General features: G+C 35.6%; 27 protein-coding genes. 13 read left to right on the top strand and 14 right to left on the bottom strand.

The features are described 5' to 3' along the window. Window positions 1-106: 106 nt before the first annotated feature. A complete protein-coding gene (locus BP18_RS08090; protein ID WP_007723967.1) occupies window positions 107-1,408 on the top strand; it encodes a pyrimidine-nucleoside phosphorylase in 1,302 nt (433 codons plus the stop codon). A gap of 51 nt (window positions 1,409-1,459) precedes the next feature. Here the strand turns inward: BP18_RS08090 and BP18_RS08085 are convergent, their stop codons facing one another. Beyond that, window positions 1,460-1,669 carry a hypothetical protein gene (locus BP18_RS08085; RefSeq protein ID WP_007723965.1) on the bottom strand — a complete coding sequence of 70 codons (210 nt, stop codon included), beginning with the start codon at window positions 1,667-1,669 and terminating at the stop codon, window positions 1,460-1,462. A 182-nt stretch (window positions 1,670-1,851) separates the two neighbouring features. Here BP18_RS08085 and BP18_RS08080 point away from each other — a divergent pair, with 182 nt between their 5' ends. The 3 genes from BP18_RS08080 (at window position 1,852) to BP18_RS08070 (ending at window position 3,775) form a co-directional block, all read left to right on the top strand. Next, window positions 1,852-2,571 carry an AzlC family ABC transporter permease gene (locus BP18_RS08080; protein WP_029277859.1) on the top strand — a complete coding sequence of 240 codons (720 nt, stop codon included), beginning with the start codon at window positions 1,852-1,854 and terminating at the stop codon, window positions 2,569-2,571. Continuing rightward, entirely contained in the window at window positions 2,564-2,887 is a 324-nt protein-coding gene (locus tag BP18_RS08075) for an AzlD domain-containing protein (RefSeq protein ID WP_007723962.1), read from the top strand. Before BP18_RS08080 ends, BP18_RS08075 begins: the two co-directional genes overlap by 8 nt. A gap of 105 nt (window positions 2,888-2,992) precedes the next feature. Continuing rightward, complete coding sequence (locus BP18_RS08070) at window positions 2,993-3,775, top strand: GNAT family N-acetyltransferase (protein WP_007723960.1); 783 nt, start codon at window positions 2,993-2,995, stop codon at window positions 3,773-3,775. A 203-nt stretch (window positions 3,776-3,978) separates the two neighbouring features. On the opposite strand, the gene BP18_RS08065 is transcribed toward BP18_RS08070, so the two are convergent. Together BP18_RS08065 and BP18_RS08060 are read right to left on the bottom strand one after the other, a co-directional pair. After that, window positions 3,979-4,635 (bottom strand): NADPH-dependent F420 reductase, encoded by a 657-nt coding sequence (locus BP18_RS08065; protein WP_007723958.1) that lies wholly within the window; start codon window positions 4,633-4,635, stop codon window positions 3,979-3,981. A 1-nt stretch (window position 4,636) separates the two neighbouring features. After that, window positions 4,637-5,683 carry an LLM class flavin-dependent oxidoreductase gene (locus BP18_RS08060; RefSeq protein ID WP_007723956.1) on the bottom strand — a complete coding sequence of 349 codons (1,047 nt, stop codon included), beginning with the start codon at window positions 5,681-5,683 and terminating at the stop codon, window positions 4,637-4,639. A gap of 166 nt (window positions 5,684-5,849) precedes the next feature. Between BP18_RS08060 and BP18_RS08055 the strand changes: the two genes are divergently transcribed. After that, window positions 5,850-6,434, top strand: coding sequence for a TetR family transcriptional regulator (locus BP18_RS08055; RefSeq protein WP_007723954.1), 585 nt, complete (start codon window positions 5,850-5,852; stop codon window positions 6,432-6,434). Window positions 6,435-6,547: 113 nt separating this feature from the next. Here the strand turns inward: BP18_RS08055 and fni are convergent, their stop codons facing one another. The 6 genes from fni to BP18_RS08025 are packed head-to-tail and all read right to left on the bottom strand — an operon-like array spanning window position 6,548 to window position 12,380. Then, a complete protein-coding gene (fni, locus tag BP18_RS08050) occupies window positions 6,548-7,615 on the bottom strand; it encodes a type 2 isopentenyl-diphosphate Delta-isomerase (protein ID WP_007723953.1) in 1,068 nt (355 codons plus the stop codon). Window positions 7,616-7,654: 39 nt separating this feature from the next. After that, the gene (locus BP18_RS08045; protein ID WP_007723952.1) at window positions 7,655-8,731 is read right to left on the bottom strand and encodes a phosphomevalonate kinase; all 1,077 of its coding nucleotides are present in this window, start codon (window positions 8,729-8,731) and stop codon (window positions 7,655-7,657) included. Window positions 8,732-8,774: 43 nt separating this feature from the next. Next, window positions 8,775-9,761 (bottom strand): diphosphomevalonate decarboxylase, encoded by a 987-nt coding sequence (gene mvaD / locus BP18_RS08040; protein WP_029277856.1) that lies wholly within the window; start codon window positions 9,759-9,761, stop codon window positions 8,775-8,777. Further along, entirely contained in the window at window positions 9,754-10,698 is a 945-nt protein-coding gene (gene mvk / locus BP18_RS08035; protein WP_007723949.1) for a mevalonate kinase, read from the bottom strand. The genes mvaD and mvk overlap by 8 nt, the downstream gene beginning before the upstream one ends. A 51-nt stretch (window positions 10,699-10,749) precedes the next feature. Continuing rightward, window positions 10,750-12,108: a tripartite tricarboxylate transporter permease gene (locus tag BP18_RS08030; protein ID WP_035050580.1), complete on the bottom strand. Its 1,359-nt coding sequence runs from the start codon at window positions 12,106-12,108 to the stop codon at window positions 10,750-10,752. Window positions 12,109-12,134: 26 nt separating this feature from the next. Then, window positions 12,135-12,380: a hypothetical protein gene (locus BP18_RS08025; protein WP_007723945.1), complete on the bottom strand. Its 246-nt coding sequence runs from the start codon at window positions 12,378-12,380 to the stop codon at window positions 12,135-12,137. A 215-nt stretch (window positions 12,381-12,595) separates the two neighbouring features. On the opposite strand from BP18_RS08025, the gene coaA reads away from it, so the two are divergent. Then, entirely contained in the window at window positions 12,596-13,519 is a 924-nt protein-coding gene (gene coaA, locus BP18_RS08020) for a type I pantothenate kinase (RefSeq protein WP_007723944.1), read from the top strand. 116 nt (window positions 13,520-13,635) lie between these two features. Next, on the top strand, window positions 13,636-15,186 hold the full coding sequence (gene guaA, locus BP18_RS08015) for a glutamine-hydrolyzing GMP synthase (protein WP_029278415.1): 1,551 nt from the start codon (window positions 13,636-13,638) through the stop codon (window positions 15,184-15,186). 154 nt (window positions 15,187-15,340) lie between these two features. Here the strand turns inward: guaA and BP18_RS08010 are convergent, their stop codons facing one another. Both BP18_RS08010 and BP18_RS08005 read right to left on the bottom strand, forming a co-directional pair. After that, window positions 15,341-15,835, bottom strand: a complete 495-nt coding sequence (locus tag BP18_RS08010) for a hypothetical protein (RefSeq protein WP_029278413.1) — start codon at window positions 15,833-15,835, stop codon at window positions 15,341-15,343. Window positions 15,836-16,083: 248 nt separating this feature from the next. Continuing rightward, on the bottom strand, window positions 16,084-17,403 hold the full coding sequence (locus tag BP18_RS08005; RefSeq protein WP_029277017.1) for an IS1380-like element IS1678 family transposase: 1,320 nt from the start codon (window positions 17,401-17,403) through the stop codon (window positions 16,084-16,086). Between the two features lie 628 nt (window positions 17,404-18,031). Here BP18_RS08005 and BP18_RS07995 point away from each other — a divergent pair. After that, window positions 18,032-18,829: a nucleotidyltransferase domain-containing protein gene (locus BP18_RS07995; RefSeq protein WP_007723941.1), complete on the top strand. Its 798-nt coding sequence runs from the start codon at window positions 18,032-18,034 to the stop codon at window positions 18,827-18,829. Between the two features lie 428 nt (window positions 18,830-19,257). Then, window positions 19,258-20,796, top strand: coding sequence for an ATP-binding cassette domain-containing protein (locus BP18_RS07990; protein WP_007723940.1), 1,539 nt, complete (start codon window positions 19,258-19,260; stop codon window positions 20,794-20,796). Window positions 20,797-20,903: 107 nt separating this feature from the next. Here the strand turns inward: BP18_RS07990 and BP18_RS07985 are convergent, their stop codons facing one another. Together BP18_RS07985 and ndk are read right to left on the bottom strand one after the other, a co-directional pair. Beyond that, on the bottom strand, window positions 20,904-21,359 hold the full coding sequence (locus BP18_RS07985; protein ID WP_007723938.1) for a hypothetical protein: 456 nt from the start codon (window positions 21,357-21,359) through the stop codon (window positions 20,904-20,906). Window positions 21,360-21,626: 267 nt separating this feature from the next. Then, window positions 21,627-22,028, bottom strand: coding sequence for a nucleoside-diphosphate kinase (gene ndk / locus BP18_RS07980; RefSeq protein WP_007723936.1), 402 nt, complete (start codon window positions 22,026-22,028; stop codon window positions 21,627-21,629). A 314-nt stretch (window positions 22,029-22,342) separates the two neighbouring features. Here ndk and BP18_RS07975 point away from each other — a divergent pair, with 314 nt between their 5' ends. Then, a complete protein-coding gene (locus BP18_RS07975; protein WP_007723933.1) occupies window positions 22,343-22,792 on the top strand; it encodes a hypothetical protein in 450 nt (149 codons plus the stop codon). Between the two features lie 317 nt (window positions 22,793-23,109). On the opposite strand, the gene gpmA is transcribed toward BP18_RS07975, so the two are convergent. After that, complete coding sequence (gpmA, locus tag BP18_RS07970; RefSeq protein WP_029277269.1) at window positions 23,110-23,796, bottom strand: 2,3-diphosphoglycerate-dependent phosphoglycerate mutase; 687 nt, start codon at window positions 23,794-23,796, stop codon at window positions 23,110-23,112. A gap of 203 nt (window positions 23,797-23,999) precedes the next feature. Between gpmA and BP18_RS07965 the strand changes: the two genes are divergently transcribed. The 3 genes from BP18_RS07965 to BP18_RS07955 all read left to right on the top strand — a co-directional run bounded on the left by BP18_RS07965 (window position 24,000) and on the right by BP18_RS07955 (window position 26,413). Then, window positions 24,000-24,785 carry a glucose-1-dehydrogenase gene (locus tag BP18_RS07965; RefSeq protein WP_029277271.1) on the top strand — a complete coding sequence of 262 codons (786 nt, stop codon included), beginning with the start codon at window positions 24,000-24,002 and terminating at the stop codon, window positions 24,783-24,785. 217 nt (window positions 24,786-25,002) lie between these two features. Next, window positions 25,003-26,004, top strand: coding sequence for a glycosyltransferase family 2 protein (locus BP18_RS07960; protein WP_029277273.1), 1,002 nt, complete (start codon window positions 25,003-25,005; stop codon window positions 26,002-26,004). Continuing rightward, window positions 25,997-26,413 carry a GtrA family protein gene (locus tag BP18_RS07955; protein ID WP_035050577.1) on the top strand — a complete coding sequence of 139 codons (417 nt, stop codon included), beginning with the start codon at window positions 25,997-25,999 and terminating at the stop codon, window positions 26,411-26,413. The genes BP18_RS07960 and BP18_RS07955 overlap by 8 nt, the downstream gene beginning before the upstream one ends. Window positions 26,414-26,417: the final 4 nt, after the last annotated feature.

The raw sequence follows: 26,417 nt of genomic DNA, 5'->3' as shown, positions 1-26,417 counted from the left end.
GGTATTGATTAGGTAAGCGTTAGAATGATTAAGTTGTGAAAGCGTTTTTTCTGCAAATGTGGTAAACTTAGCAAATCAATTAAAATTAAAAAGGGGTATATGATAAATGAGAATGGTCGATTTAATTACAAAAAAACAACAAGGCAAAGCATTAACAACTGAAGAAATCCAAACAATGATTAAAGAATATACTGCTGGAGAGATTCCAGAGTACCAAATGAGTGCAATGTTAATGGCTATCTATTTCAAAGATATGGATGACCGCGAAAAAAGCGATTTAACGATGAGTATTGTTCATTCTGGAGAAGAAATTGACCTATCAGCGATTAAAGGCGTAAAGGTAGACAAACATTCAACAGGTGGAGTAGGCGATACTACAACTCTTGTTTTAGCACCTTTAGTAGCAAGTCTAGGTGTTCCAATTGCCAAAATGAGTGGGCGTGGCTTAGGTCACACTGGTGGAACAATCGATAAACTAGAATCAATTCCAGGTTTCCATGTAGAATTGACACAAGAAAAATTTATTGAGTTAGTAAATGAAAATAAAGTAGCCGTTATTGGGCAATCTGGAAACTTAACACCAGCGGATAAAAAATTGTATGCCTTAAGAGATGTAACGGGAACAGTTGATTCGATTCCATTGATTGCAAGTTCAATTATGAGTAAAAAAATTGCTGCTGGAGCGGATGCAATTGTTTTAGATGTGAAAACTGGAGCAGGGGCATTTATGAAGACAACTGAAGATGCGAGACTGTTAGCTCATGCAATGGTTCAAATTGGGAACCGTGTAGGACGCAATACGATGGCTGTTATTTCTGACATGAGTCAACCACTAGGTTTCGCTATCGGAAATGCGTTAGAAGTTAAAGAAGCTATTGATACATTAAATGGTAAAGGTCCAGCTGACTTATTGGACTTGTGTTTAACGTTAGGAAGTCAAATGGTTCATTTAGCAGGTATTGGAAAAGATTTAGATGAAGCAAGATCATTATTAGAAGAGTCCATTGAAAATGGAAAAGCATTAGAAAAATTCAAAACGTTTATCGCTTCTCAAGGTGGAGATATCAGTGTGATTGATAATCCGGAATTATTGCCTAAAGCAGATTATCAAATCGATGTTTTAGCAAATAAAGATGGCTTTGTTTCTGAAATCATAGCAGATGAATTAGGAATCGCGGCTATGATGTTAGGAGCAGGACGTGCTACAAAAGAAAGTGAAATTGATTTAGCAGTAGGGATTGTTTTGCATAAAAAAGTCGGCGACGCTGTTAAAAAAGGTGAAGCGTTATTAACAATTCACACAAATAAAGAAGAAGTACCAGAAGTAGAACAAAAAATCTGGGAAGGTATTACAATAGCAGATTCAGCTACGCCTATTCCATTAATCCATGAAGTAATCATAGATTAATCAACTGAAAAGACAAAAAGAGTGTTGAGATTTTTTCTCAACACTCTTTTTTTAATTTTTATTAGGATCTGAAAATAAATAGTGAAAGGTGAATAAAATGATACCAAAGACACCGACAATCAAAATAATACCCATCAATGCATGTAAAACAGCCCAAAACCCACCACTATAAACAGCATTTTTAAGTGCCGGAACAAACGCGTACACCAAAAAATAAAGAATACTGATAAAAAAAGAGCTGAAAACGATTCTTTTTAACACAGACAATAACTCCTTTCATAAGCAGTTCAATAGGTTTACAGTAGCAAAATTAAGCCCAAGTTACAATGGAAATGAGTGAAAATAAGTTGTTTTTTTATTTAGTATTTGAAATACAAAATAAACGTAAAAAGAATTAACAATGTGATATAATAGCTGTTACATGTTCGTTTAGGAGGGTAAAGATGAAAAAACAAGATTGGTTGGATGGATTGAAAGTAATGTATCCAGTCATCATTAGTTATGTACCACTAGGTTTAGCTGGGGGCATGGTTTTATACGATGCAGGATTAAATGCAATAACTATTTTAGCTATGAGTTTACTCGTATTTGGAGGAGCTGCTCAATTTATGGCTGCTTCAATGGTAAGTATGGGAGCATCAGTCTCAGCAATTATAACAATGACATTCTTTTTGAATTTGCGTCATTTATTAATGAGTTCGAGTATGTCTGGACTTATTAAAAAGCCTTCTTTACCGTTCACACTTTTTTTTAGCCATACCCTTGCGGACGAATCATTTGCTATCAATTACAATCAATTTAAAAATCATGAATGGACTGCAAATAAAGCACTAGCAACAAACACATTGGCTTATGCAACATGGTCAATTAGTACTTTTGTTGGTGCGTTAGTTGGAAGTGCTTGGGTTATTGATACAACAATCATCAACTATGTTTTGATAGCTATGTTTATTAGTCTACTTGTTAGTCAATTTGCATCTAAGCTGTATGTTTTTGTAGGATTGACTGCAGGAGTATTAGCGATTATCTTCACGATTCTTTTACAACACACTATTGCATTAGTGATTGCTGCAGTAGTAGCTTCTTTTATAGGCTATTTTATAGATGACTATTTTACGAATAGAAAAGAATACACACGAAAAGAGGGGATAGAATATGACTAGTCAACACATCCAACTGATTTTGGGTATGGCGGTAGTCACCTATCTGCCTCGAGTTTTACCCATGCTGGTTTTAAATAACCGAACTATACCAGAGAAAGTTTCAAAATGGATGTCATTTATACCTGTATCTATATTTTCAGCTTTAATTTTTTCGGATATTTTCTTTTGGAAAAATCAGTTCACCATAGATCCCGTAACCAATATAAAACTGATTCCTTCAGTTATTGTTTTTTACGTGGCATATAAAACAAAAAATCTTTTATGGTCTATGGTGCTGGGAATTAGTGCGATTACTCTAATGGTTTATTTGGTTTAAGATACTCACAATTAACTGGTCAAATAAAGTGCAAAAAGATACAATTTTTTTTAAAAAAAAGTATACTAAATGGATAAAGGTTGTCACTTGGGAGGAAGAAAGAAAATGATTTACAAATGTGATGAAAATAAGCGTGAAGATCTATTAAATTTCTTATATAACGAGCCAAGTGTGAATTTATTTGCTATTGGCGATATTGAAACATACGGATTTGAGCATTTTGATTTAGATGTTTGGGCTTATGTAGATAGTAAAGATGAAATTAGTGGTGTGTTGGTTCGTTATAAAGAAAACGTAATGCCTATCCATGGAAACGAATTTGAAGGATTTGATACCTTTTTACCTTTGATTCAAAGTTTAACACCTCATTATATATCCGGTAGTGAGGAAGTTATTGCCCAATATGAAGAAGAATTTGAAGACTATGAAAAAGAAGAAACCTATTTAGCTGAATGCAAGGAACTAGCAATGGAAAGCCCCATAATTCAAGAAGTAGTTCCTTTAGACAAAAAAGATATTTCATTATACCTCGATTGTTTAAAAGAAATTGGGATGATGAAGCAACAAACAATCGAAGAAATTACAAATGAATTGGACCGGGATTCAAATGCTATTCAAGTGATCAAAGATGAAACGGGTAAAATCGTTTCAACGGGAAGAATTGCTATTGAAACAAAACTTTCAGCGATGATCGTTGCTGTCGGAACAATTCAAAATTACCGTGAGAAAGGTTATGCAACAGCTATAACGGCTGCGTTAGTAAATACTTGTATCCAAAAGAAAAAAACGGCTTGTTTATTTTATTCTAATCCTGAAGCTGGTCGAGTGTATCAACACTTAGGCTTTAAAGACACTCAAAAGTGGATTATGCTAAAAAGCAAAGTGTAAAACGAGAACAAAAAAGATAAAAAAAGAAAGGATTGAGGCTATAAGTTGCTCTCAGCCTTGATAGCGAAAAAAACACCATTTTCAAGAGATGAAAATGGTGTTTTCTTTTTGAATAGCTATCTTAGTGGTAGCACATGGCTAGGCAGCTATAAGAACTTTTATGCATTAAACAGTAAACGAAATTTGAATCTGATTAAGAAGCACTAGGTATTAGCGATTTCTTTTAGACTTATTTTTAACTGTTCTTGCACTTTTTCTAAACCTAGACTTGCGCCAAACAAAGGGGATCCTGATTCTAAGATGATGCCAGTTTTAAGTTCACCGATGTGTAGTGGTGTAAATCCAATATGATCAACAATCGTTTCAACTTTACTTACAGCATCCACCTGATCACCAGCGATTAAAATTACTTTTCTATCTTCATGCGTGTTCGGACGGGCATCATCACCCAAGTTATGGTAACCCATATGATTAAAGGCTTTGATAACCGTACTATTTTTAAAATACGCTTGAACTCTTTCAGATGAAGACTGCTCAGCATCAGAATATACCTCTTCAAGCCCATCTATTTCCCACCAATAGTTCATCGCATCAATTAGTAATTTATGCTCTAAATATTGTGTATCAATTTGATGATAGTTACTTAGAGGAAGGGCCAACACAACAATATCCGCTCGCTTACTTACTTCTTCAGTGGTTAACGATTCGGCTCCTGGTACTAAGATATCAATTGTTAATTGAATTTTATCAGCAGATTGGGACCCAGAAACGAGGACAGGATAGCCAGCCTCGACCAACAGTTTCCCTAGAGTCGTACCTAATTTACCTGCACCAATAATTCCTATAATTGGTTTAGTCAATTTAGTTTCCTTCTTTCAATAATTCTTTTATGCGAGGAATAACAACTTTTCCATATAATTCGATTGTTTTAAATCGTTCTTCTTGTGTAAAACCGCCCATTCCATAAATGAGGTCAAAGCGTTCAATGCCCATATCTTTAATAACACGAGCCATTTTTTGTGCGACTGTTTCTGGACTTCCAATGTAATAAGATCCTTGATTTACTTCATAATCAAAGCGTTCTTGTGTCATCGGAGACCAACCACGTTCTAATCCTGTTTTATTCATTGCAGGTACTAAATACTTCATAGCTAGTTCTCTAGCTTCTTCATCGGTATCCGCAATGATTCCTGGCGAATGCATGCCCACAGGATGGAGTGGTTGACCAAATTGTTCGACCGCTTTCCTGTATAAATCAATATAGGGTTTAAATCGAGTGGGTTGTCCACCAATAATTGCTAACATGAGTGGATAACCGTATCTTGCAGCGCGAATAACAGACTCTGGTGTTCCACCAACACCGACGTGTACATCCATTTTACGTTCGGTCATTTTCGGATACACTTCGACCTGTTTAAGTGTAGGAGTGTGCTTTCCTTGCCAAGAGATAGGACCACCTTTGATTAGTTCATCGAATAAAGCAATTTTTTCTTCAAATAATTCATCGTATTCTTTTAAGTCATAACCAAACAAACCATAGGATTCAGTAAATGATCCTCTCCCTAACATGATTTGCGAACGTCCATTTGAGAGGGCATCTAAAGTCGCAAAGCGTTGATACAACCGGATAGGGTCATCCGAACTCAAGACAGTCACACCCGTTCCTAAAGTAATCTTACTAGTCACTGTAGCCAATGCTGCTAAAATAATTTCTGGACTTGAAATCGAATATTCTTCTCTGTGATGCTCGCCTAAAGCTAAGATATCTATGCCCACCTGTTCAGCTAATTTTCCTTCCTCTACCATATTTCGAATGGACTCTTCATAAGTAATGCGTTCTCCTGTTTTGCTGTCACGCGCTACGTCACCAAACGTATCTAAACCAAATTTTAGTTTATCTATAGTCATTAATAACACTCCGTTCGTTATTTTTTAAACAACCCTTGTTGCATTTACAACGTCTGTCGTATATACTCATTGTAACGAACGTTGAAGAAATATACAATCAACAATACTGTAGAAGTGTTGTATATTTCATAATAGATATCAATTATAAATACGAGGAGCATCCACTATGACTACTACGGAGAACACTGATATTCGAACTATTCGAACACAAAAATTAATTATGGATTCATTCAAAGAACTACTGAATCACAAGAGTTTTGAGGCCATTCGTGTATCTGATATTTCTAATGCAGCTGAAATTAATCGAGCTACATTTTATAATTATTATACGGATAAGTATCAATTATTAGATACCATGGTGGAAGAAACACTGTTGGTACAAATACGAGAGAATTCAATTGATCAAGAGGAATTCTCGCCTGAATTTATTAAAAAAATCTATTTGATTCTAACGGGTTTCCACACCAATTTGGCTACTATCTGCCAAAAAAGCTACATTGAAGAACTGGCTTTATATACGAGTCAGGTTTTACGAGATGAAGTGGCACAAACAATCTTGACAGCCATTCAAGCCACTTACCCAAAAGAAGATGCCCGACAACTAGAGTCTTTTGCAGCGATTATTAGTTGGTCCGTGATTGGATTAGCGTATGAATGGAAACGCTCAAAGCAACAATCTCCTGAACAGTACTATACTGAATTTGAAGAAAATTATGAAAAGCTCTTTCATAATTTTGTTAGTCAAAATTAAGTGAAAAATAAAAATAACTAAAGAATACGAAAAATGCATTCCCAAAACTACTGGAATAGTTATCCAATAGTGGGAATGCATTTTTATTATTAATGAGTACTGTATAGGTTGAGCTATTTTATTGAAGAACGATTAGCAAAAAGCGATGCATCAATGTGGCGAGCGTCACACCAATCTTTTACGTCTCCTAATAAAATCACATCTGTTTGAGTTAAGTCTTTGATTGATTTTTTTCCTAGTAGCGTCATGATCGAAACAAGCTGTTTTTTCCAAGCCTCTATTTCTAAAATAGTAGTTTCTACACCATCTCTTAGAGCCATATGCAAGAAGAGGCCAGAAATGCCAACAGCACGTGCCCCTAAAGACAAGGATTTAATGATATCTAAAGGATTACGGATACCTCCTGAGGCAAGTATTTCAACCTGATTAACGTAAGGTTGTGCTTCCACTAATGAGATAACGGTGGATTGTCCCCAACCTTCTAAATAATCATATTTATCGCTGTCCCGGCGATAGTTTTCAATCTGGGCAAAGTTTGTCCCACCTTGGCCGCTGATATCAATGGTCTGTACGCCAATCGAAGTCAATTGTTGGATGGTTTCGCGGCTCATGCCAAATCCAACTTCTTTAACAATAACGGGTACAGAGACATGGTGAACAATTTTTTCTAATTCAGTTAACCAATTGGAAAAATCGCGATCGCCTTCTGGCATAACAATTTCTTGCGGAGAATTCACATGGATTTGTAAGGCATCCGCTTGAACCAACTCAACAGCTTTTTTTGCATTTTCCAATGTTTGACCGGTCCCAAGATTAGCAAAAACTTTGCCAGTAGGATTAATCTCTCTTACAATCGTAAAACTGTCTTTAACAGTAGGGTCTTTAAGAGCAGCGCTAATGGAACCAGTTGCCATAGCAATCCCAGTTTCTCGAGCAATCAACGCTAGCTTTTCATTCACCTTTTTTGTCCAAGGGCTTCCCCCTGTAATAGCATTAATATAAAAAGGAAATGCCATATCTAATGTAGCAAATGAAGTAGAAAGAGTGGCATCGGAAACTTTCATTTCAGGAAAAGAATGGTGAACGAAACGGAAAGAATCAAAATCAGACTTTCTGTTTTCTTTAGCAAATTTTTCTGCTAATGATACATGTTCATTTTTTCGATTATTCATTGGTTTCATAATGTGACCCTCCAAAAATCTTTATCCATAGAAAAGGGATTAAAGATCTGTTTTCTGATAGACATGCAAGGGAAGATTGATAATGCCTTCTTTTTCCCAATCGGTAATGAGTGATAATAAGCCTTCTTTACGATTAAAAATAACAATCCCGCAATCTCCGCCACCAGCGCCAGAAGATTTAGCAGCACCTTTGAACTTTTCTGCCATTTCGCATAGTTTTGTCAAAGCAGGCGTTTCAATCGTAACAGAGGTATCTTGACTCATTTGAAGCAAAAGTTGACGATTTTTTCTAATTTGGCGCTGTATCTCAGTGACATTTCCTTCTTGAAAAGCGGTAATCATTGCATTGACGCATTCTTTACTTTTTTCTAAAAAGATGTCATAAGCCATTGCATCTTGACTGCGTTTATTGGTGACTTCATCCACCAAATGAGAAGTAGATGCTGGTGAACCTGTCCAACCGATAACTAAACGTAAATCTTTTGGCGGAGATAGTGGCGTAAAAGATAAGTGAGGCCAATCCATTTCAACTAATTCTTTTACGGTATTGTGTTCTTTTTGATCCAGTACCCATGCCGGATCAAACGTTGTAAAGGCTAGCCATCCGCCATAAACACTGGCAGCAACATCACCACATGAGCCATTACTCTTAACCGATAAATGAGCTAGAGCAGCCAATTTAAAAATAACATTCTTACTATCAGTGAGTTTATAAAAACGACATAAGGCATGAACCGTAGCGACCGTAACGGCGGCACTAGAACCTAAGCCATATTTTTTTCCTTGTGAGCTATCCAATTCACTATCAACAGTTAAGTGATAAAAAGATAATTCCTTTCCTTGTTCTTTCGCATATTCTTCGGTCACCCGAATAGCAGCTAAAATATAGTGAAAGGGATTTTCCCGTTTATCAAGTACTAGACGGTCATTTTCACGTTTCCATAAAATAGGAAGATTCCCATATTGGAAAGAAGTGATGCTTCCAACGCGTTCAGATTTTTCAAGTGAGACGGTGATAAATTGATCAACAGCTACTAAGATAGCTGGATATCCAGGTTCAACAACGGCGTATTCTCCCGCAATATATAGCTTACCAGGCGCAGAAGCTTCAATCATACTGTAATTCCTCCTAAGTAATAAAACCTTGTTTTAAAATGTGTTAGAAAGTAATTTCTTTTAAGTCACTTCCGGGACCAGAAACAATGAGTTGCTCTTCACTAAAGTAATTTAAAAAGGCTGTTTTGATTTCTTTACTATCAGAAAGACGGCAAAGGACTTTAACATTTGGACCAGCATCCATTGTAAAGTAACAAGGAATACCTTGTTTGCGCAATTTTCTTACTAATTGCATTGCTAAAACACTATCTGGTTCCCAATAAGAAATTGGAGGATTAGCGCCTAACATGGTTCCGTGCATTTTCATGCCATTGCTTTCTGTGATTTCTCCGACTTGTTCAAAGTCACGTTGACCAATGGCTTTTTTTATATTCACAAGGTCAACAGCGGTACTTTCAATCCATCCTGCATAAAAAGGGGATGTTGCAACAGTTTGTTTCATACCTTCACGACTAGAAAGTTCTTTTTGATTTTTATTCACGACGACCACAACCATACCGATATCCCAATCAGCGTTATCTACTTTGACAGCATAAGAATCCACTGAAGAGGTCCCTTTTTGCCATTCTACAAATCCGCCATAAACACTACGAGAAGCTGATCCAGAACCTTGTCTTGCAAAAATAGAAAGTTCTTGAGGTGTTAAATTTAAACCGGACGCTAAATTAGCGGCTCCAGCTAAAGCAGCCATTCCAGAAGCGGAAGAAGCTAACCCAGCAGCTGTTGGAACATAGTTAGTGCTTTTAATAAGTGCCGGTGCTTTTAAATCTGCTTGTTCTCTAAATAAATTTAAAAAACGGCTAACTTTTAGAGTAGCAGCTTCATCTTGAAGGTTGTCATCTAAGTAAAAAGTATCTTTTTCTAACGATTCATCAAATGATACAGCTGTTTCAGTGTAAAAAGCATCTAAAGTAAGGGATAGGCTACTGCTGGTGGGTAAGATAAGTTTATCGTCTCTCTTTCCCCAATATTTAATTAACGCAATATTTGTATACGCGCGTACTTTTCTCGTGTCGCTCAATTTAGTCATCTCCTAATGGGTGTGTCCATGTATTTACAGCGCCGGCAGCTAATAAAGCAGCTGAAATACGTGTAGCTGTATCTTTATCAGCTGCTAAAGCAATCATGCAGCCTCCGCGACCGCCGCCAGTTAGTTTCGCTCCGAGTGCTCCATTTGTTCGAGCAGTTTTCACTAGATGATTCAGTGTGTCATTGCTTACACCTAAAAAAGAAAGTTTTTCATGAGCTGAATCCATAACCAGACCTAATGTTACAGGAATATTGGCTTCAATTGCAAGTTTAGCCTGTTTGGCTAGAGCACCCAATTGATGAATGGCATCCATCGTTAGTTTTGGGTTTTCTTGATTTAATTGAGCAATGCTTGCAACTGCATCTCTTGTTTGACCTTTTAAACCCGTATCTGCCACAATTAAATAGGCAGACATTGATAATGGAAAGGGGACAAAAGGCTCTCCTTTTATATAATAGAGTGGCTGTTTGCCACTCGTCATAGCCGCATCTAAACCGCTTGGATTTCCATGAGCAATTGTTTCAGAGACATTTGCTAACGCTAATAGAACATCATTCGTTAGGTTTGTCGAAAAATAAGCGAATAAAGCACGAACCATCGCAATAGCTACTGCGGCACTTGAACCCATACCACGTTCAACCGGAACCGTACTATCGATAGTCAATTTGAAATTTTTTAAGTCTTGATTTAGTTCATTAAGGGTTGACTCGACAACGGCTATCAGGTTTGCTAACTGCTTAGGTGCTGCAGATAAGTTTCCTTGGTAATAAACACAATCTAGTTGAACCGGACCTTCAACAGATGTAACGGCCACTTCAACGCGTGTTGCAGGAAAAGGGATAGCAATGGCAGGTTCTCCATAAACCACAGAGTGTTCTCCCATTAAAATAATCTTTCCATTAGCTGTTCCTGTTGCAGATTGATTAATATTAATCATGTTGTAACTCCTTTATTTCATAATAAATTGATTGAATTAACGTGTAGCAAATTAGAATTGAGCAATTTTTTCAACTAACCATGGGGCTGCATATAGTGTCATAAACTGGACGCCATAATTCATGCCCATCTTATTCAATGTTCCGCTTGTAATACCAATCAAAAGAACGCCGAAAATATTAATTAACCCAGCATCCATATAAGCTAACAGTAAAATGAAAGAAATGAATAATCCTAAAATAGCTTCATGAGGAATTTTTTGTAAAACAAATTGTGAAATTGTTCCAGCATAGCGATTGATTACAAAATAACTGATAAGTGCAGCTAGAATTGATCCAATCAAGATGGCAAACGTAAAATCACTTCTACTCAATATATGGTGCAAGTTATGATCAACGGTAAAAACGGGTGGGGCGTTGAACAAAGGACTTCCAGGACCAATTGCTGTTGGTGACAAAGGGATACCCAATGCAATCAACGGAATAATTATTCCAGAAAGATAAGTCGATTGGGCTAAAGCACTCATTGTAATAATAGCTGTAGAAGCTTTTTCAACGGGATCCTTTTTTTTATTTGAAACAAATTCGCCAAATAAAATAATTAGCCCCACTGGACTTAAGACAAAAAGAAAATTTGAAATCAAAGCTGAAAAAGATGCGGCTTTAAGTTCGCTTTTAGACAATAGTTTAAAAGGATTAATTGTTTGATGAGTAGTCGTCTTTTTTGGTAACGCAATTCTTTTAAAGTCATCGGTCAACATTTTTTCGCGACTCGTTTTATTTAGCAGTGACAGAATCGAAATGATTAAAGGACCAATCGTAATGCCTAAAAAGAAGGATGTTGTAATATTGACGTCTTTCGGTACAACGCCAATGCCCCAATATAAATGACGCAAACCTTGGAAAAGCATAGCCAAAGGAAGAATGCTCACTAGAGATAAAATTTTATTCTTTCCTATTAAAGAAAGGAAAATAGCTCCAATTACAAATAAAAGAGACGAATAAGGTTGAATAATTTCAGCAAAAGGCGTTAATAACTCTGCTAATAATAAAGCAATCGGAACGGATATTAAGGTTCCTATCAAGGCTCCAGCGGCCATTTTTTTAATGGTGATCTCGGACATGCCACGATTTTTCAAGTATAACGCATGTTCAATCATAGGGCTAGAAAGAACACCTCCGGGAAGCCCAACTAAAGCAGTAGGCATTGAATTCGTAAGATTTAACGTAACAATGGCTGCGATAAAAAAAGTTAAGACAACAACAGGCTCTGTTCCAGCCAGAATAATAGCTAACGTAACCGGCATTAAAACCGATGTTTCATCGGTACCAGGGATGAAACCAATAAAAGTATATAAAACAATTGCTGCAAGAGCAGCTATGACCATTTGAACCAACACTAACAATTCCATATTTTTGTTCTCTCCAATACTTGTTCTTAATTGTTCTCTTTTTCGTTATCTATCGTAATGATTCTTTTAGGCTTAGTAAAAACTGTCGAAAGAATAAATCCAATAACTGCACCAGCCAAACCAAAGAAGAGTTGTTTTGTCTTGTCGTCGCTAGGTGCTAAAAAATAAGCTCCCATAGTAGAACCGCTGGATAAAAGGATCGCAATGATTAAGTCTCTTAATTCAACTACGTCTCCCCAAATTTCAATTTTTTCTTGTTTACCCTTTTTCATAACGTTCTCCTTTGTGCATTTTTAGTCGTTACAGTTGATTAAAGAAAATATAGTTATATCAGACTACATTTTACACTATAGATAAGATAGATGGCTAGTTAAGTTTCTTTTAAGGTAGGCGTTTATTCACTAATGAAAGAAGAAAAACTATAAAAAGATAGCGATATTTGGTACAATAATTCGGTAGTCTAGGAACACGGGGGTCTTGAAAACACATGAAAGAGTCTGCCACATTTCATATCATTGAACGTGAAGAATGGAAAAAATTCAATACGGATAGTATTACATCATTGTCTTCAATAGAATTAGAAGAGTTAAAAGGCTTAAATGACCAAATTTCTATTACCGATGTTGAAGATGTTTACATACCAATAGTCCATATATTAGATACCTATTTAAAAAATTACGAACAGCTACAAGATGGAAAAAATAAGTTCTTAAAAAAAGATATTATTCATAAACCTTACATTATTGGAATTGCGGGTAGTGTGGCTGTTGGGAAAAGCACCACAGCAAGGTTATTACAGACTATGTTATCAAGAGTGTATAAAGAAAAATCAGTTGAGTTAATTACAACAGACGGTTTTTTGTATCCTAATAAGATACTTTTGGAAAAAGACATTATGAACCGTAAAGGATTTCCAGAAAGTTACGATATGAACCGACTCATCTCTTTTTTGGGAGATGTAAAAAATGGCAAAACATCAGTTGTTTCTCCAGTGTATTCTCATGAATATTATGACATCATCGAAGGTGAAGAGCATGTTCTAGAACAGCCCGATATTTTAATTGTCGAGGGCATTAATGTACTGCAACTGCCTGCAAATCAACAAATCTACATCAGTGATTTTTTTGATTTTTCCATTTTCGTAGATGCCGATGCTGAACTAATTGAAAAGTGGTATTTGCAACGATTCGGTCTATTATTAGGTACCGCGTTCAAACAACCAGGAAACTATTATTCTTCTTATGCTGAAGGAGACCGAGAAGAGGCATTTGAAATGGCTCGTGGAGTTTGGAAAACAGTGAATTTAGAAAATTTAAAAGAGTTCATTTTGCCTACTAAAAATCGAGCAGAGTTGATTATCCATAAAACTGAAAATCATTACATCGACCAAATTTTATTAAAAAAGTATTAGAGTAGAAAAGGCATTCATTCACTACGCGGTTGACCAATAGTGAAATAGCCGGTAAAATGAAAAAATATAGGTGAAAATAGATATAAAAATAATAAATTGGGGTGGACTGTGTGGTAATGGTTACAGATTTAACAAGCGTTGAAAAAATGATAGTGCTAGATTTTGGAAGTCAATATAACCAACTCATTACACGACGTATCCGCGAATTTGGTGTTTATTCTGAGTTGTTGTCACATAAAGTGACAGCTGAAGAATTAAGAGGAATGAATGCCAAAGGAATCATCTTCTCAGGTGGTCCTATGAGTGTTTATGATGAAGGATCTTTTTCAGTTGATCCTGAAATTTTTAATATGGGTATTCCTATTTTAGGTATTTGTTACGGTATGCAACTAATGACAACTGCTTTAGGTGGAAAAGTTGAAAGCAGTCAAAATAGAGAATATGGTAAAGCAAACATCAACATCAATGAAAAAGAAGCGCCTTTATTTCATTCTTTAGCTGAAAATGAAACAGTTTGGATGAGCCATGGAGATTTGGTTACTCAAGTTCCAGAAGGTTTTGTTGTTTCTGCAACTAGTCCACATTGTCCAATTGCTTCAATGTTCAACCCTCAAAAGAATTTTCACGCTGTTCAATTCCATCCTGAAGTACGTCATTCAGAACACGGAAATGACATGTTGAAAAACTTTACTTTTAATGTGTGTGGCTGTGAAGGCAACTGGAGTATTGCTGATTTCATCGAATCTGAAATTGCAATTATTCGCGAAACAGTTGGCGATAAGAAAGTATTGCTAGGTTTATCAGGCGGAGTAGACTCAAGTGTGGTTGGTGTGCTTTTACAAAAAGCAATCGGCGATCAATTGACATGTATCTTTGTTGACCACGGTCTATTGCGTAAAGGCGAGAGCGAACAAGTAATGGAAAGTTTAGTTGGTAAATTTGGCTTGAATATCATTCGTGTAGATGCGAAAGAACGTTTTATGGCTAAATTAGCTGGTGTGAGCGATCCAGAAACAAAACGTAAAATTATCGGAAACGAATTTGTCTATGTTTTTGATGATGAAGCAACCAAACTTGACGGCGTTAATTTCTTAGCACAAGGAACGCTGTACACTGACGTGATTGAAAGTGGAACAGATACTGCTCAAACAATTAAATCACATCATAATGTAGGTGGACTTCCTGAAAATATGCAATTCAAACTGATTGAACCTTTGAATACGTTATTTAAAGATGAAGTTCGTGAATTAGGAATTCAATTAGGAATGCCTGAAAGTCTTGTTTGGCGCCAACCATTCCCAGGTCCTGGTTTAGGAATTCGTGTAATCGGTGAAATTACTGAAGAAAAACTAGAAATCGTTCGCGATAGTGACTACATCTTAAGAGAAGAAATTGCTGCTGCAGGTCTTGACCGTGACATCTGGCAATACTTCACCGTTCTTCCTGGATTCCGCAGCGTCGGAGTTATGGGAGATGGACGTACGTATGACTACACTATCGGAATCCGTGCTGTTACTTCTATTGATGGTATGACAAGTGACTTTGCCCGCATCCCATGGGATATCTTGCAAAAAATCTCTGTCCGTATCGTAAATGAAGTGAAACACGTTAACCGTATCGTGTATGACATTACGAGCAAGCCACCATCAACTATTGAGTGGGAATAAAAAGCAAAAAGCTGGGAAACATTGTTTAACAATGTTTCCCAGCTTTTTTTACTTGTTTGTATGGATAGATAATTTTTTTAAGTCATCCATTTTTCTTTATGCATAATACTTATAAATCATAAAGATATGTGTGAATCTCATTCTAATAGACCTATCAATATACAATTGATCTTAAATATTGAATTTTATTGAGATCTTTATAATTATTTTTTTCAGCTCTATAATTATCTTGAAAAGAAGATGTATATATTTTTAAGTATTGTTCTTCTGAAGGTAAGAAAAAATTTACTTGATGCTCGTTCTTTAGTTCTAACTTATCAAGAGGTATACCTGTTGATTTTGGTAAAGTATCTAGTACGCCAAACTCAACACTAAACACTCCATTACTAAATTCATGTTCATGGAGATCAATCAGCTGATAGCCTAATTTTTTCATGATAGTACAAATAATAGTCCAATTGTAAATACGGAAATTATCTGGAGCTTCCCATCCTCTAGGATCACCAGGAACGTGTATATCTACATCTCGTGCATCCCAATTTTTCTGGGTCAAATACTCAAGTCCTAAAGACCCCATAAGCAGAGGTGTTATATTTGCTTCATTTAACAAAGTAGTTATTTTTAGGAACTCATCAAATTTATTCACCAAAGTATTTCCTCCAATTTTATAAAATCCATTAGTTTTAACTTTTAACCTGAATAATTCATAGCTTTAATTCTTTGGTACATTTTATTGAAATATGTATCACTAATATCCCTATCAACTGATTTTGACTAAAAAGTTACTTCAAACATTCACTGTTCAAAAATATTGAGGAATAAATTTTGGGTGTAAGGCATTTTGAGCATACTTCTCCCTGGATAACTTCCCAGTAAAAAAATCGTTAGATTGTTGGATTAGATCCATTGACTGGCTCGCCTCAGGCGAGCAAAGACCCTGTAGAATTCATTCTGATACACATGATAACTAGATAATTTGAGATAGACTCGTCTACCCGTTTGGACTAATTTCCCAGCAACTTTCAGAAACTTCAATCGAATAGAATGAATGGTCATTCCCTTTTGGACTTCTTCAAAGCCAATCGTTCTTAAGAAGTTGACTAAGTTGTAAGCTATCAAGCTGAGCATCATTCGGACATGATTCTCCAAAAAGCGAGGACTGTCTGTCTTGTCAAAGTAAAAGCCAGCTTTCGCTTCTTTAATGAAGTTCTCCATTGTGCCACGTTTGGCATAGAGAGAAAAGATGGTATCAGGAGAAACATTTTCTGATAGATTCGTCACGATAAACTCATGTCGAAAGAGTAGTTCGCCCGCTTCACGTGTTGAGCGTATACACACGCGACGACTTTGTGACCAGGTTTGTGCTTGATAAGTGGTGGAGAAGTACTGAACTTCTCGTTCTTCCCACTTTTGATTATCGCCATAAAGTACTGATTTCTCAGCTATTTGACCTAGTCTACGATTATTCTTCAGTCGAATAACATAATGACTCTTTTTTGATTCACACGAATCATACACACCAGGTGTAGCGAACCCGCTGTCTCCACGAACCAAGATGTCAGTGTTTGGTAGAGAGTGATTATAGTGCTCTAATAAAGGTGTGAGAAACTCCTTTACGCCTTTTGATGTATATTGATTTCCTGAACGTAGTTCAGCTTTTAAGAAGTCACCAGTCAATCCGTCAAAAGCTACCAATGGATGATAACCATAGGTTTGGTAGTGGGTATTATAATCCGTTTGTTCTTGGTGACCAAATGTATCTGAATGGGTCGAATCTAAATCAATGATTAATTCCGTATCATTACGGATGAGGCGTGCTTTATCAATAAGTTCTTGGTTCAAAGCTTGAAGTTCATGGATATTCTCCTCAGATAGTCGATCTAAAAATCGAGAAAGTGAAGATTGAGAAGCGAGTTCTTTCCTATCTAAAACAGCTTTAAACACAGGATCTTGTCTCAGGAGATTAGCTGCAGAATCAGCTGAGTAACCAGCAATTAATTGCATAATGAACTGCTCAAGTATGGATAAGTTGTCATGAGTAAAATATGCTCGTTCGTCTTCAATGTGAATGTGTTGCTTAGCCAGTTCAGAAAAACCGAAGGTGTTCATCAGCTCTTTCACTAGGACGAGACCCGAATCACTCGATAATTGACCACCTGTATGAGAAATAGTGATATTTGAATTGAATTTTACTTGGTTTTTGTGTAAGCTAGTCATTAGAAGAACTCCTTTCTTTTGGTTGGTTTAGTCACTTTAACCATAGCAGAAAGGGGTTCTTTTTTCATCACTTAACGGGTGAAGATGAAAAAGTAATTGTAAGCTGCCGTGAGGCAGTTTCACATGGTTTTAATTAAAAGTATGAATTATTCAGGTTTAACTATATATCTAAAGAAATATTTATATAAGAATTTTAACATTCAACCACAAACTGAATATAACAGTATTTAAATATAGTTGTTGTTAAAATTATTTGGCTAGTCTGTTGCTTTAAATAGTTTTATAATATTAGTATAAATAAAAAACGGTCGTATTCATAACAAATCTCTCGGAGTATCAAAGAAACGATTCAAACTATTAATGATTTGGTAAAACTAGGTACGCTAAAAAAAGATATACATAATATTTTTGATAATATTTTGAATGTCTTAAATATTAATGACGATGAAAAGTTTTTTCTTTTTGATAGTAAACAAAAAGAGAAAAAGCTGGAAAGTTATGAGAATAACCAGAATCCTTTTGCTGGATACATACGAGTTAGACGAAATAGTATATGAAGGAATGGAATGTTCACAACTTACAGTTGATATACTATAATTCTTATAAAAAAGCTAAGTGAGGTTAGGTCATGAATGAAGGAGAGCTTGCGAAAAATAGACACGATCTTTTAAACGTATTGATAGAAAAAGTCTCGAGTTTTTCAGGAATAGAGGGTATATTTCTTGGAGGATCGATAGCTGCAAAAAGTGAAGACCCTTTTTCAGATATCGATTTGAGAATTTTGCTTAATGATTCATATTTGAAAAAAGAATTTATTCAACTCTTTTTGGATGATCTTAGTGAAATAATGTTTATAGAAACAAGAACAACTTCTTATGCTGTCATTCATTTTAACAACTTTATTAAGTTAGATATTTTTGTGTATTATAAATCAGATTTAATGCCCAATATTTGGTTGCAAAACATATTTATTATCTTTGATAAAGAAGGATTTTTAAACGAATTAAAAAATAAAGCTAAAGAATTAGTCTATCGCATTACACAAAACGAATTTGATGAATTACTATCAAAGTATTTTGCCTTTTACCATGAATTATATCGTCGAAAAGAACGTAAGGAGTACAACTACTGTGAATCATGTACCGTGATATTAAAAAATATTCTAGTTGCTTTTTGGTATGTTGAACTAGGATATCAACCAAATTCATTGGGTGACTGGAGTAAGTATGAGGGAAATAGATCTAAATTAACAAAATTTCAATTGAAATATTTAGACAAATGCACTCCAGTTTTAATTGAAGAAATTGAGAGTTTTATGAAATCTATTAATAAGGAAACTTTGAAATCTATTGAACAGATTTCAAATCACTACCATTTATCTTTTAATAAAAAACAGTTCATTATGATAACTTCAAAAGTTCTTTAAGGTGGAAGGCTATAAGTACAATTTTTCACAAAAAAATCTCTAAGAAACTAGTATTTCTTAAAGAATAATATTATTGTATATAAGATGATATCATTAGAAGCAACTTCAGTACATATACTTATTTAAAGCGATATAATTATTGTACAAAATACCTATACTTGCTATAATACACCTAACAAATCGAAAGGTTGTGCTTAAATGTACACTATCTAAAACAAATCGTAATTGAAGAAGAAACTTTTTCTGCCAATAGGGTGGGTTTCTTTGCAACGGTTTTTTTAGATACATCATTTAAACAACTTTTTGAATCGGGAATAGAGTTGCCATCTATAGGTACGCTAGGATTCTATCTGTTTAATTGAAACTGACTGACCGTCTGCAGAAACTTGCTGGCGGTCATTTTTATTTATTAGATAGGAGGAATCAGCATGTTACAAGTGAGAAATTTGACCTTGCACCACTTAATGGATTTAAAAGAAATCATCAAGGACTTGAGTTTTACAGTCAATCCTGGAGAAAAAGTAGCCATTATCGGTGAAGAAGGAAATGGTAAGTCAACCTTATTAAAATGGATTCTTGAAGATAAAAGTATTGAATCTTATATTCAAGCAGAAGGGGAATTGATTAACCAGTTCAGTCGCACCGTTTATTTGCCGCAATCCTTACCGCAAGAATATATGGAGTATACTGTTGATCAGTACTTTTTCAGTCAAGCTGATGCTATGGACATCGACTACCAAATGCTCTATCAATTAGTGGGACAACTTGGATTTGATGCTGATCGGTTAACCAGTTCGCAAACATTAGGCAGTTTATCTGGTGGCGAAAAAATCAAAGTTCAGCTACTAAAAGCACTCTCAACAGATCCTGATTTGCTATTGCTTGATGAGCCTTCTAATGACTTGGATCTTGATACAGTCAAATGGTTAGAGCACTTTATAAAAGCTACACCACTAACGATTATTTTTATCTCGCATGACGAATCTCTGCTTGCTGCGACAGCGACCAAAGTCATTCAGATTGAGCTATTAAGGCATAAGACAGTACCCGTCGCGACTGTGTCCAAGTTATCTTATAAAGAATACATTGAACAAAAAGAAGCACGCTATGAACACCAATCTCAAGTTGCCAACAAGCAACGAGAAGAACACCAAAAACAAATGGACAAGTACCGACAAGTTGAAAGCAGTGTCCATCATGCACAAGGAGCCATTTCAAGACAGGATCCGTCTGGAGCAAGGTTATTAAAAAAGAAAATGCATGCAGTAAAATCAATGGGTAAAAGATTTGAACGCGAAAAGGAAAACTTTGAAGAGATTCCATTAAGAGCAGATGCTATTTTAGTAAAATTTTCAAATACCAAATCTCTTCCTACAAACAAAACCATTCTTCATTTGGAAGATAAGAGTGTGAAGCTAGGAGATAAAGTTTTAGCACACTCACTGAATCTGCTAGTGAAGTCTCCTCAAAAGATAGGAATCATCGGGCAAAACGGGGTAGGTAAAAGCACACTGCTGAAGCAATTATGGACAGAATTAAGTCAGCGTACAGATATTGCAGCTGGATACATGCCGCAAAATTATGCTGAGTATTTGCTGATGGGTGAAACACCGGTTGAATTTCTGAGTAAAACTGGAGACAGTGAAGAACGCACTCAAGTGATGACTTATTTAGGAAGCATGCGTTTTACGACAGATGAAATGCATCATCCAATCCAGTCACTATCAGGAGGACAGCAAGCCAAGTTGTTATTATTGAAAATCGATTTATCAGGACAGAATGTATTGCTTTTAGATGAACCGACACGTAATTTTTCGCCGCTCTCTCAACCAGAACTGCGGAAACTATTCAAAAACTTTGGTGGTTCCATCATTACTATTTCCCATGATCGGATGTTTTTAAAAGAAGTCTGCGATCAAGTGTATGAATTGAAAAAAGATGGTTTGGTTAGGGTAGAGATGGAATAGATTTTTATAAACAAAGCTAATTTTATACACCATTTTATTTTTTAATAGCGAAGAATTATAGCCTAAAGAACAGTAATTTCCCTGTTCTTTAGGCTATAAATGTCGTATTATTTGCTTTCTTGAAGAGCGACCTCTACTTTTTTTGTAATTTCTTGATTGTTTTTCTCATATGTAAATTCAATACTAATATTTTTTCCAGTTTCTATATTTTTAGAAGGTACAGTAAAACCAACTAAATCACCTTCTAATGGATTAGTGCGTGTGTCAAGAACGCCTGCTTGATTTGAGCCCATATTGACTGAGTAAAAAAGAGTATCTTCTTCATCATATAGACCAAAGCTAGCTTGTTTAACTAAATCAACAGGGTCGCTATTTGTATGTTCAATAGCAAATAGTTGATAGGTTGGCTGAATGTATAATTCAGCACCATTGGATACAATCACTAAGTTTTCCAGAGCAACATCTTTTGTTCGGGCATCAATTGAAAATGTATGTAAGGTACTGGTTGTTGTGCAAGCACTTAAAAACAGAGAACTCATCAAAAATAAAAAAGTCTTTTTCATTTTTTTCCTCCCATAGTAGAGCTTTTCTTAAGTATACAATAAAGAGGAGTTAAATAAATGAGTTATTTTTTAATAATTTGGCAAACTAAATAATGATGAAAAACCAAGGTTTGCTCAGAATGATTAGGGACTCCTTATGCCATGAAATGCTGAAGGAATAAAGATTGCTTGTAGTCCTGTAAAGGATTCATTCCGGAAGAAATTTAGTTTGTTCTCACAGCCCCAATTGTTCCACACTAAAAAAGATTCTTTTAGTGAGAACAGCTTTTAGCTAAACCAAATGGCACGTTCTCGAACTGAACTTTCTTTCGAGTCAGAAGCGTGTACAGCATTTTCAGACATACTAAGAGCGTACAACGCACGAATCGTATTGTCTTGGGAGGTTTCAGGATCTGTTGTTCCATTTAAAGTTCGAACGCGGCTGATAACATTTTCGCCTTCCAAAATAAGAGCAACTAATGGACTTCTTGTAAGATAAGAAACTAGGCGGTTAAAAAAAGGTTTTCCTTTATGTTCTGCATAATGTTGCTCTGCCAATGCTGTAGTGGCATGGATTAATTTCATATCTAGGACCTTCAGACCATTTCTTTCATATTCTACTAAAATATTTCCGATTAAATTTCGTTCAACAGCATCTGGTTTAATTAATACAAGCGTTTTTTCTAACATGTTACTCATCCCCCTGAAAAGTTTAGTTAGTATGATTTTAACATGCCGGACTTCTTTAGTGTAGAAGACTGCACTTTAATAAGCAGAAAATATCAAACAGCCTTTTTTTCATCCCATATGAGTGTGAGGATAGACTCATCTAGTACCGATAGTTAAAAATAGTGATCGATAATACGGAATGTTATACTGAATTTAGTTATATCTCAAAGACAGATTAGTTTGGTGGGCTAGTTTGTTGAACGCATTTTTAAAATCGAAAAGGATTTAATAGATTTTTAAAGTAGTCTGTTAAATGATAAAAGGGAGGGAACAAGATGGGATTAATGTTATCAGAAAAAGAGATAATAGCGTACTTAGATGCCAATAGTTTATTGAATCCAATGACAGAGAGTACAGCTGTATGGGCACAAATCATGCCTTCTACAGGTTCCTTATTGGTATTTGGAGCTTATGCTCAGTTGTTAAAAGGGTCTTACTTTGTGTTATGTATGGAGCAAGATAAAGTTATTTTATTGCCCGTTCATAAAGTAACAGGTAAAATGGATTACAAGAAAGAACCGCTTATCATCCCGTTTGAAGAATTAGATTCGGTGGAAGTAGGAAAAAATATGCTGCTACACAAGGTAACCTTTACAGCCGGTGAACAAATTCTGCCTTTAAAAATAAATAAACTAGCTACAGGAACCAAATGGCATAAGAATCATTTAGAAAAAGCGTTAGCTGAAGTAGAAAAATGCAGAGCAAGTGTTGCTCAAAAAAACTAGATAGAAAAAAGCAAAAAAGTCATCTCTTTTCGTAAGGGATGACTTTTTGATTAGGACGTGTTTGAAAACTACTAAGATTCATTGAGTCTGCTCAAATAGAAACTGACTTCAAGTTGGTCGAATAATGACTTATTGTGCATACTCAAATAGAAATTGGTTTTGAGTTAATCGAATAAAGACTCGCTGCGTCTACTCAAATGAAAAACGACTTTGAGTGAGTCGAATGAGGACTTATTACGTCTACTCAAACAGATAACGATTTTGATTCGGCCTACCGCAGCTATTTTTCTCGAGATAAACTAGTTTTAAAACACACCCTAGTCTAAATAATATTTTTTAGTTACAGCCAATTCTTCATTCAGTTCATAAACGAGTGGTTGACCTGTTGGAATTTCTAATGCCGTGATTTCATCATCTGGTATTTCTTCTAAATACTTGATTAAAGCTCGAATGGAGTTTCCATGAGCAGCAATGAGTACCGTTTTGTTATCTAGAATGGCTGGTGCAATGTGATCTTCCCAAAAAGGAATCACACGTTCTAAAGTGACTTTTAAACTTTCACCCATTGGAATGGTTCTTTTTTGAAGATTCGCATAACGACGATCATTTAAAGCGGAATTAGGATCATCTGGTTTCAATAATGGCGGTAAAGTATCATAAGAACGGCGCCAAATTTGAACTTGTTCCGGGCCAAATTTTTCAACAGTAGCCTGTTTATTTAACCCTTGCAAAGCTCCATAATGGCGTTCATTCAAGCGCCATGATTTTACTTCTGGAACCCACAATTGATCTGATTCTTCTAATACGATGTGGCAAGTCTTAATGGCTCTTTTTAAGACCGATGTGAAAGCAAAATCAAATTCAATTCCTGCTTTTTTGATTTTTTGTCCGGCTTTGCGAGCTTCTTCGTACCCTTGCTCACTTAAATCAGCATCCATCCATCCGGTAAATTGATTTAACTTGTTCCATTCACTCAATCCGTGTCGCACAAAAATAAGTTTCAATTTAATCCCTACTTCCTGTAATTAATGGTGTACATGAATCCTCTTTAGTTTACATTTTACTCTTGTTTTGTTTAAAAGCGAATAATAAGCTGAACGATTAAATCAGGTTAATGGTGAGGTAGAGGGTTGAAAATAGACGCTGTATTTTTGGTGAGTTATACTTAATGGAGCCTTTATCAAATGAAAATAAGAGGAGGAGTTAGATGTACAACGATTTAAAAGGAAAAGTTGCAGTCGTTACAGGCGGCTCAAAAGGAATCGGAAATGCAATTGCTAGACGATTATCTGAAGAAAAAATGAAAGTTGTAATCAATTACCATAGCGACAAAAAGGGTGCCGAAGAAACGGTAGCAGACTTGAAGAAAATTGGTGGAGAAGCTGTTGCAGTGCAAGCAGATGTAAGCAGTGAAGAAGGCATACAAGCTTTGCTAGATGCGGCGGTTTCTAATTTTGGTGAGTTAGATTTATGGATTAATAATGCGGGTATGGAGAATCAAGTTCCAACACACGAGTTAACTTTAGACGACTGGAATAAAGTAATCGACGTGAACTTGACAGGTGTTTTTCTAGGATCTAAAGCAGCTTTGAATCATTTCTTAGAACACGATAAAAAAGGGAATATCATTAATTTGTCTTCAGTACATGAACGTATCCCATGGCCAACATTTGCCCACTACTCAGCAAGTAAAGCCGGAGTGAAAGGGTTCAATGAAACGATTGCACTAGAATATGCCCATAAAGGAATACGCGTCAATAGCATTGCTCCAGGAGCAATCAATACACCGATCAATGCTGAAAAATTTGAAGATGAGAAACAAAAAGCAGCGACGTTAAAAATGATTCCACTAAATTACATCGGAAAACCAGAAGAAGTCGCAGCTGCAGCAGCTTGGTTAGCTTCTAATGAGTCAAGCTATGTAACAGGGATTACGCTATTTGTTGATGGCGGCATGTCTTTATACCCTTCATTCGAAAAAGGAGAAGGTTAAAGAGATTAAAAAATAACTAGTCTTTATTCGGAGTAGTCTTTCTACTCCGTTTTTTTTCTTTATTCATGAAATGAAACCGTGTACACTTAGCGATTTAAGAGAATATTCTCATTTGAAGTGTCAAAATTAGACGTCTATTTTCCTGTAATATATACTGGATAGGAGACGAACGTATGCATGATATAGTTCTAAGGATGGTAATGAAAGGTTAGATTGAATGAAAACTATTACAATATTGATTCCTGCTTATAATGAAGAGGCAGTTATTGACAAAATGTACAAAAAATTAGAGGCAGTTTGTGGAGAGTTATCTCAGTATGCATTTGAATTTCTATTTGTGAACGACGGCAGTAAAGACAGAACGCTTGAACAAATAAAAGCATTCAAGCAAAAAGACTCGCGCGTACAATATGTTGATTTGTCACGCAATTTTGGCAAAGAGACAGCCATGTTAGCAGGGTTTGATTATGCTAATGGAGATGCGCTAATCATTATAGATGCTGATTTACAGCAACCGCCAGAAACATTCGCTGAAATGATCCATTGGTGGGAAGAAGGGTATGATGACGTCTATGCTGTTCGAAAAGAACGTCAAGGAGAAAAATGGTTAAAAAAATGGACATCTGATATGTACTACCGTGTGTTGCAAAAAGTAGCTAAAGTAAAAGTTTATCCTCAAGCTGGAGACTTTAGATTATTGGATAAAAAATGTGTTGAAGCTTTAAGACAACTGAGAGAACATGAGCGTTATACCAAAGGAATGTATGGCTGGATAGGATTTAAAAAGAAAGAAATTTCGTATATAGCAGAAGCTAGAGCAGCTGGAGAAACAAAATGGAAAATTTCGGCTTTAATGAATTTAGCATTGAATGGAATAACTTCTTATAGTACGATTCCTTTAAGGATCTGGTCAATTATTGGCTGTATCATCTCAATATTTGCTTTTGTCTACTTAGCTATTGAGATTATAAGAACGGCTTTATTTGGAACAACAGTAGCTGGATACCCATCCTTAATTGCGGGTATTTTATTTTTAGGTGGTATTCAACTCATTTCACTTGGAATCATTGGTGAATATTTAGGTCGTGTTTTTGTTGAAACGAAGGAACGGCCAGTTTACTTTATTCAAGAGTATTCAGAAAATGAAAGTGAGAAGGGTAAAACAGATTCCGATGAAACAAAAGAATTAAAGAAAGAGATGGACGGTAGAAATGACTAAGATAAAAAAGTTTATTAGCAGATACGAAGAAGTAATTGGTTATTTAGTTTTTGGCGGCCTAACGACCGTGGTTAATATTGTTGTATTTTATTTATTTGATTCTATTTTTGGAGCGCATTACTTAGTTGCAAATGCCATTGCCATTATTGTTTCAATTTTATTTGCCTTTTTTACCAATAAAAAGTATGTGTTTAAATCAGAAACACCAACCTTTCAAATGTGGCTGAAAGAATTTAGTTTATTTGTGTCTTTTCGTTTATTATCGGCTGTATTTGATATGGGAAGCATGTGGCTTCTGGTTGATGGACTAGATATAGATGCTAATTTGGCAAAAATCATTACACAATTCATTGTTGTTGCTTTGAACTATGTCTTTAGTAAATTTTTTATTTTCAAACAAGGGAAGTGAAGTA

The organism is Carnobacterium jeotgali MS3 (assembly GCF_000745125.1).
Taxonomy (GTDB): Bacteria; Bacillota; Bacilli; order Lactobacillales; family Carnobacteriaceae; genus Carnobacterium_B; species Carnobacterium_B jeotgali.
The sequence above is the reverse complement of the archived record's forward strand: the minus strand, read 5'-3'. Positions and strand labels throughout refer to the sequence as shown.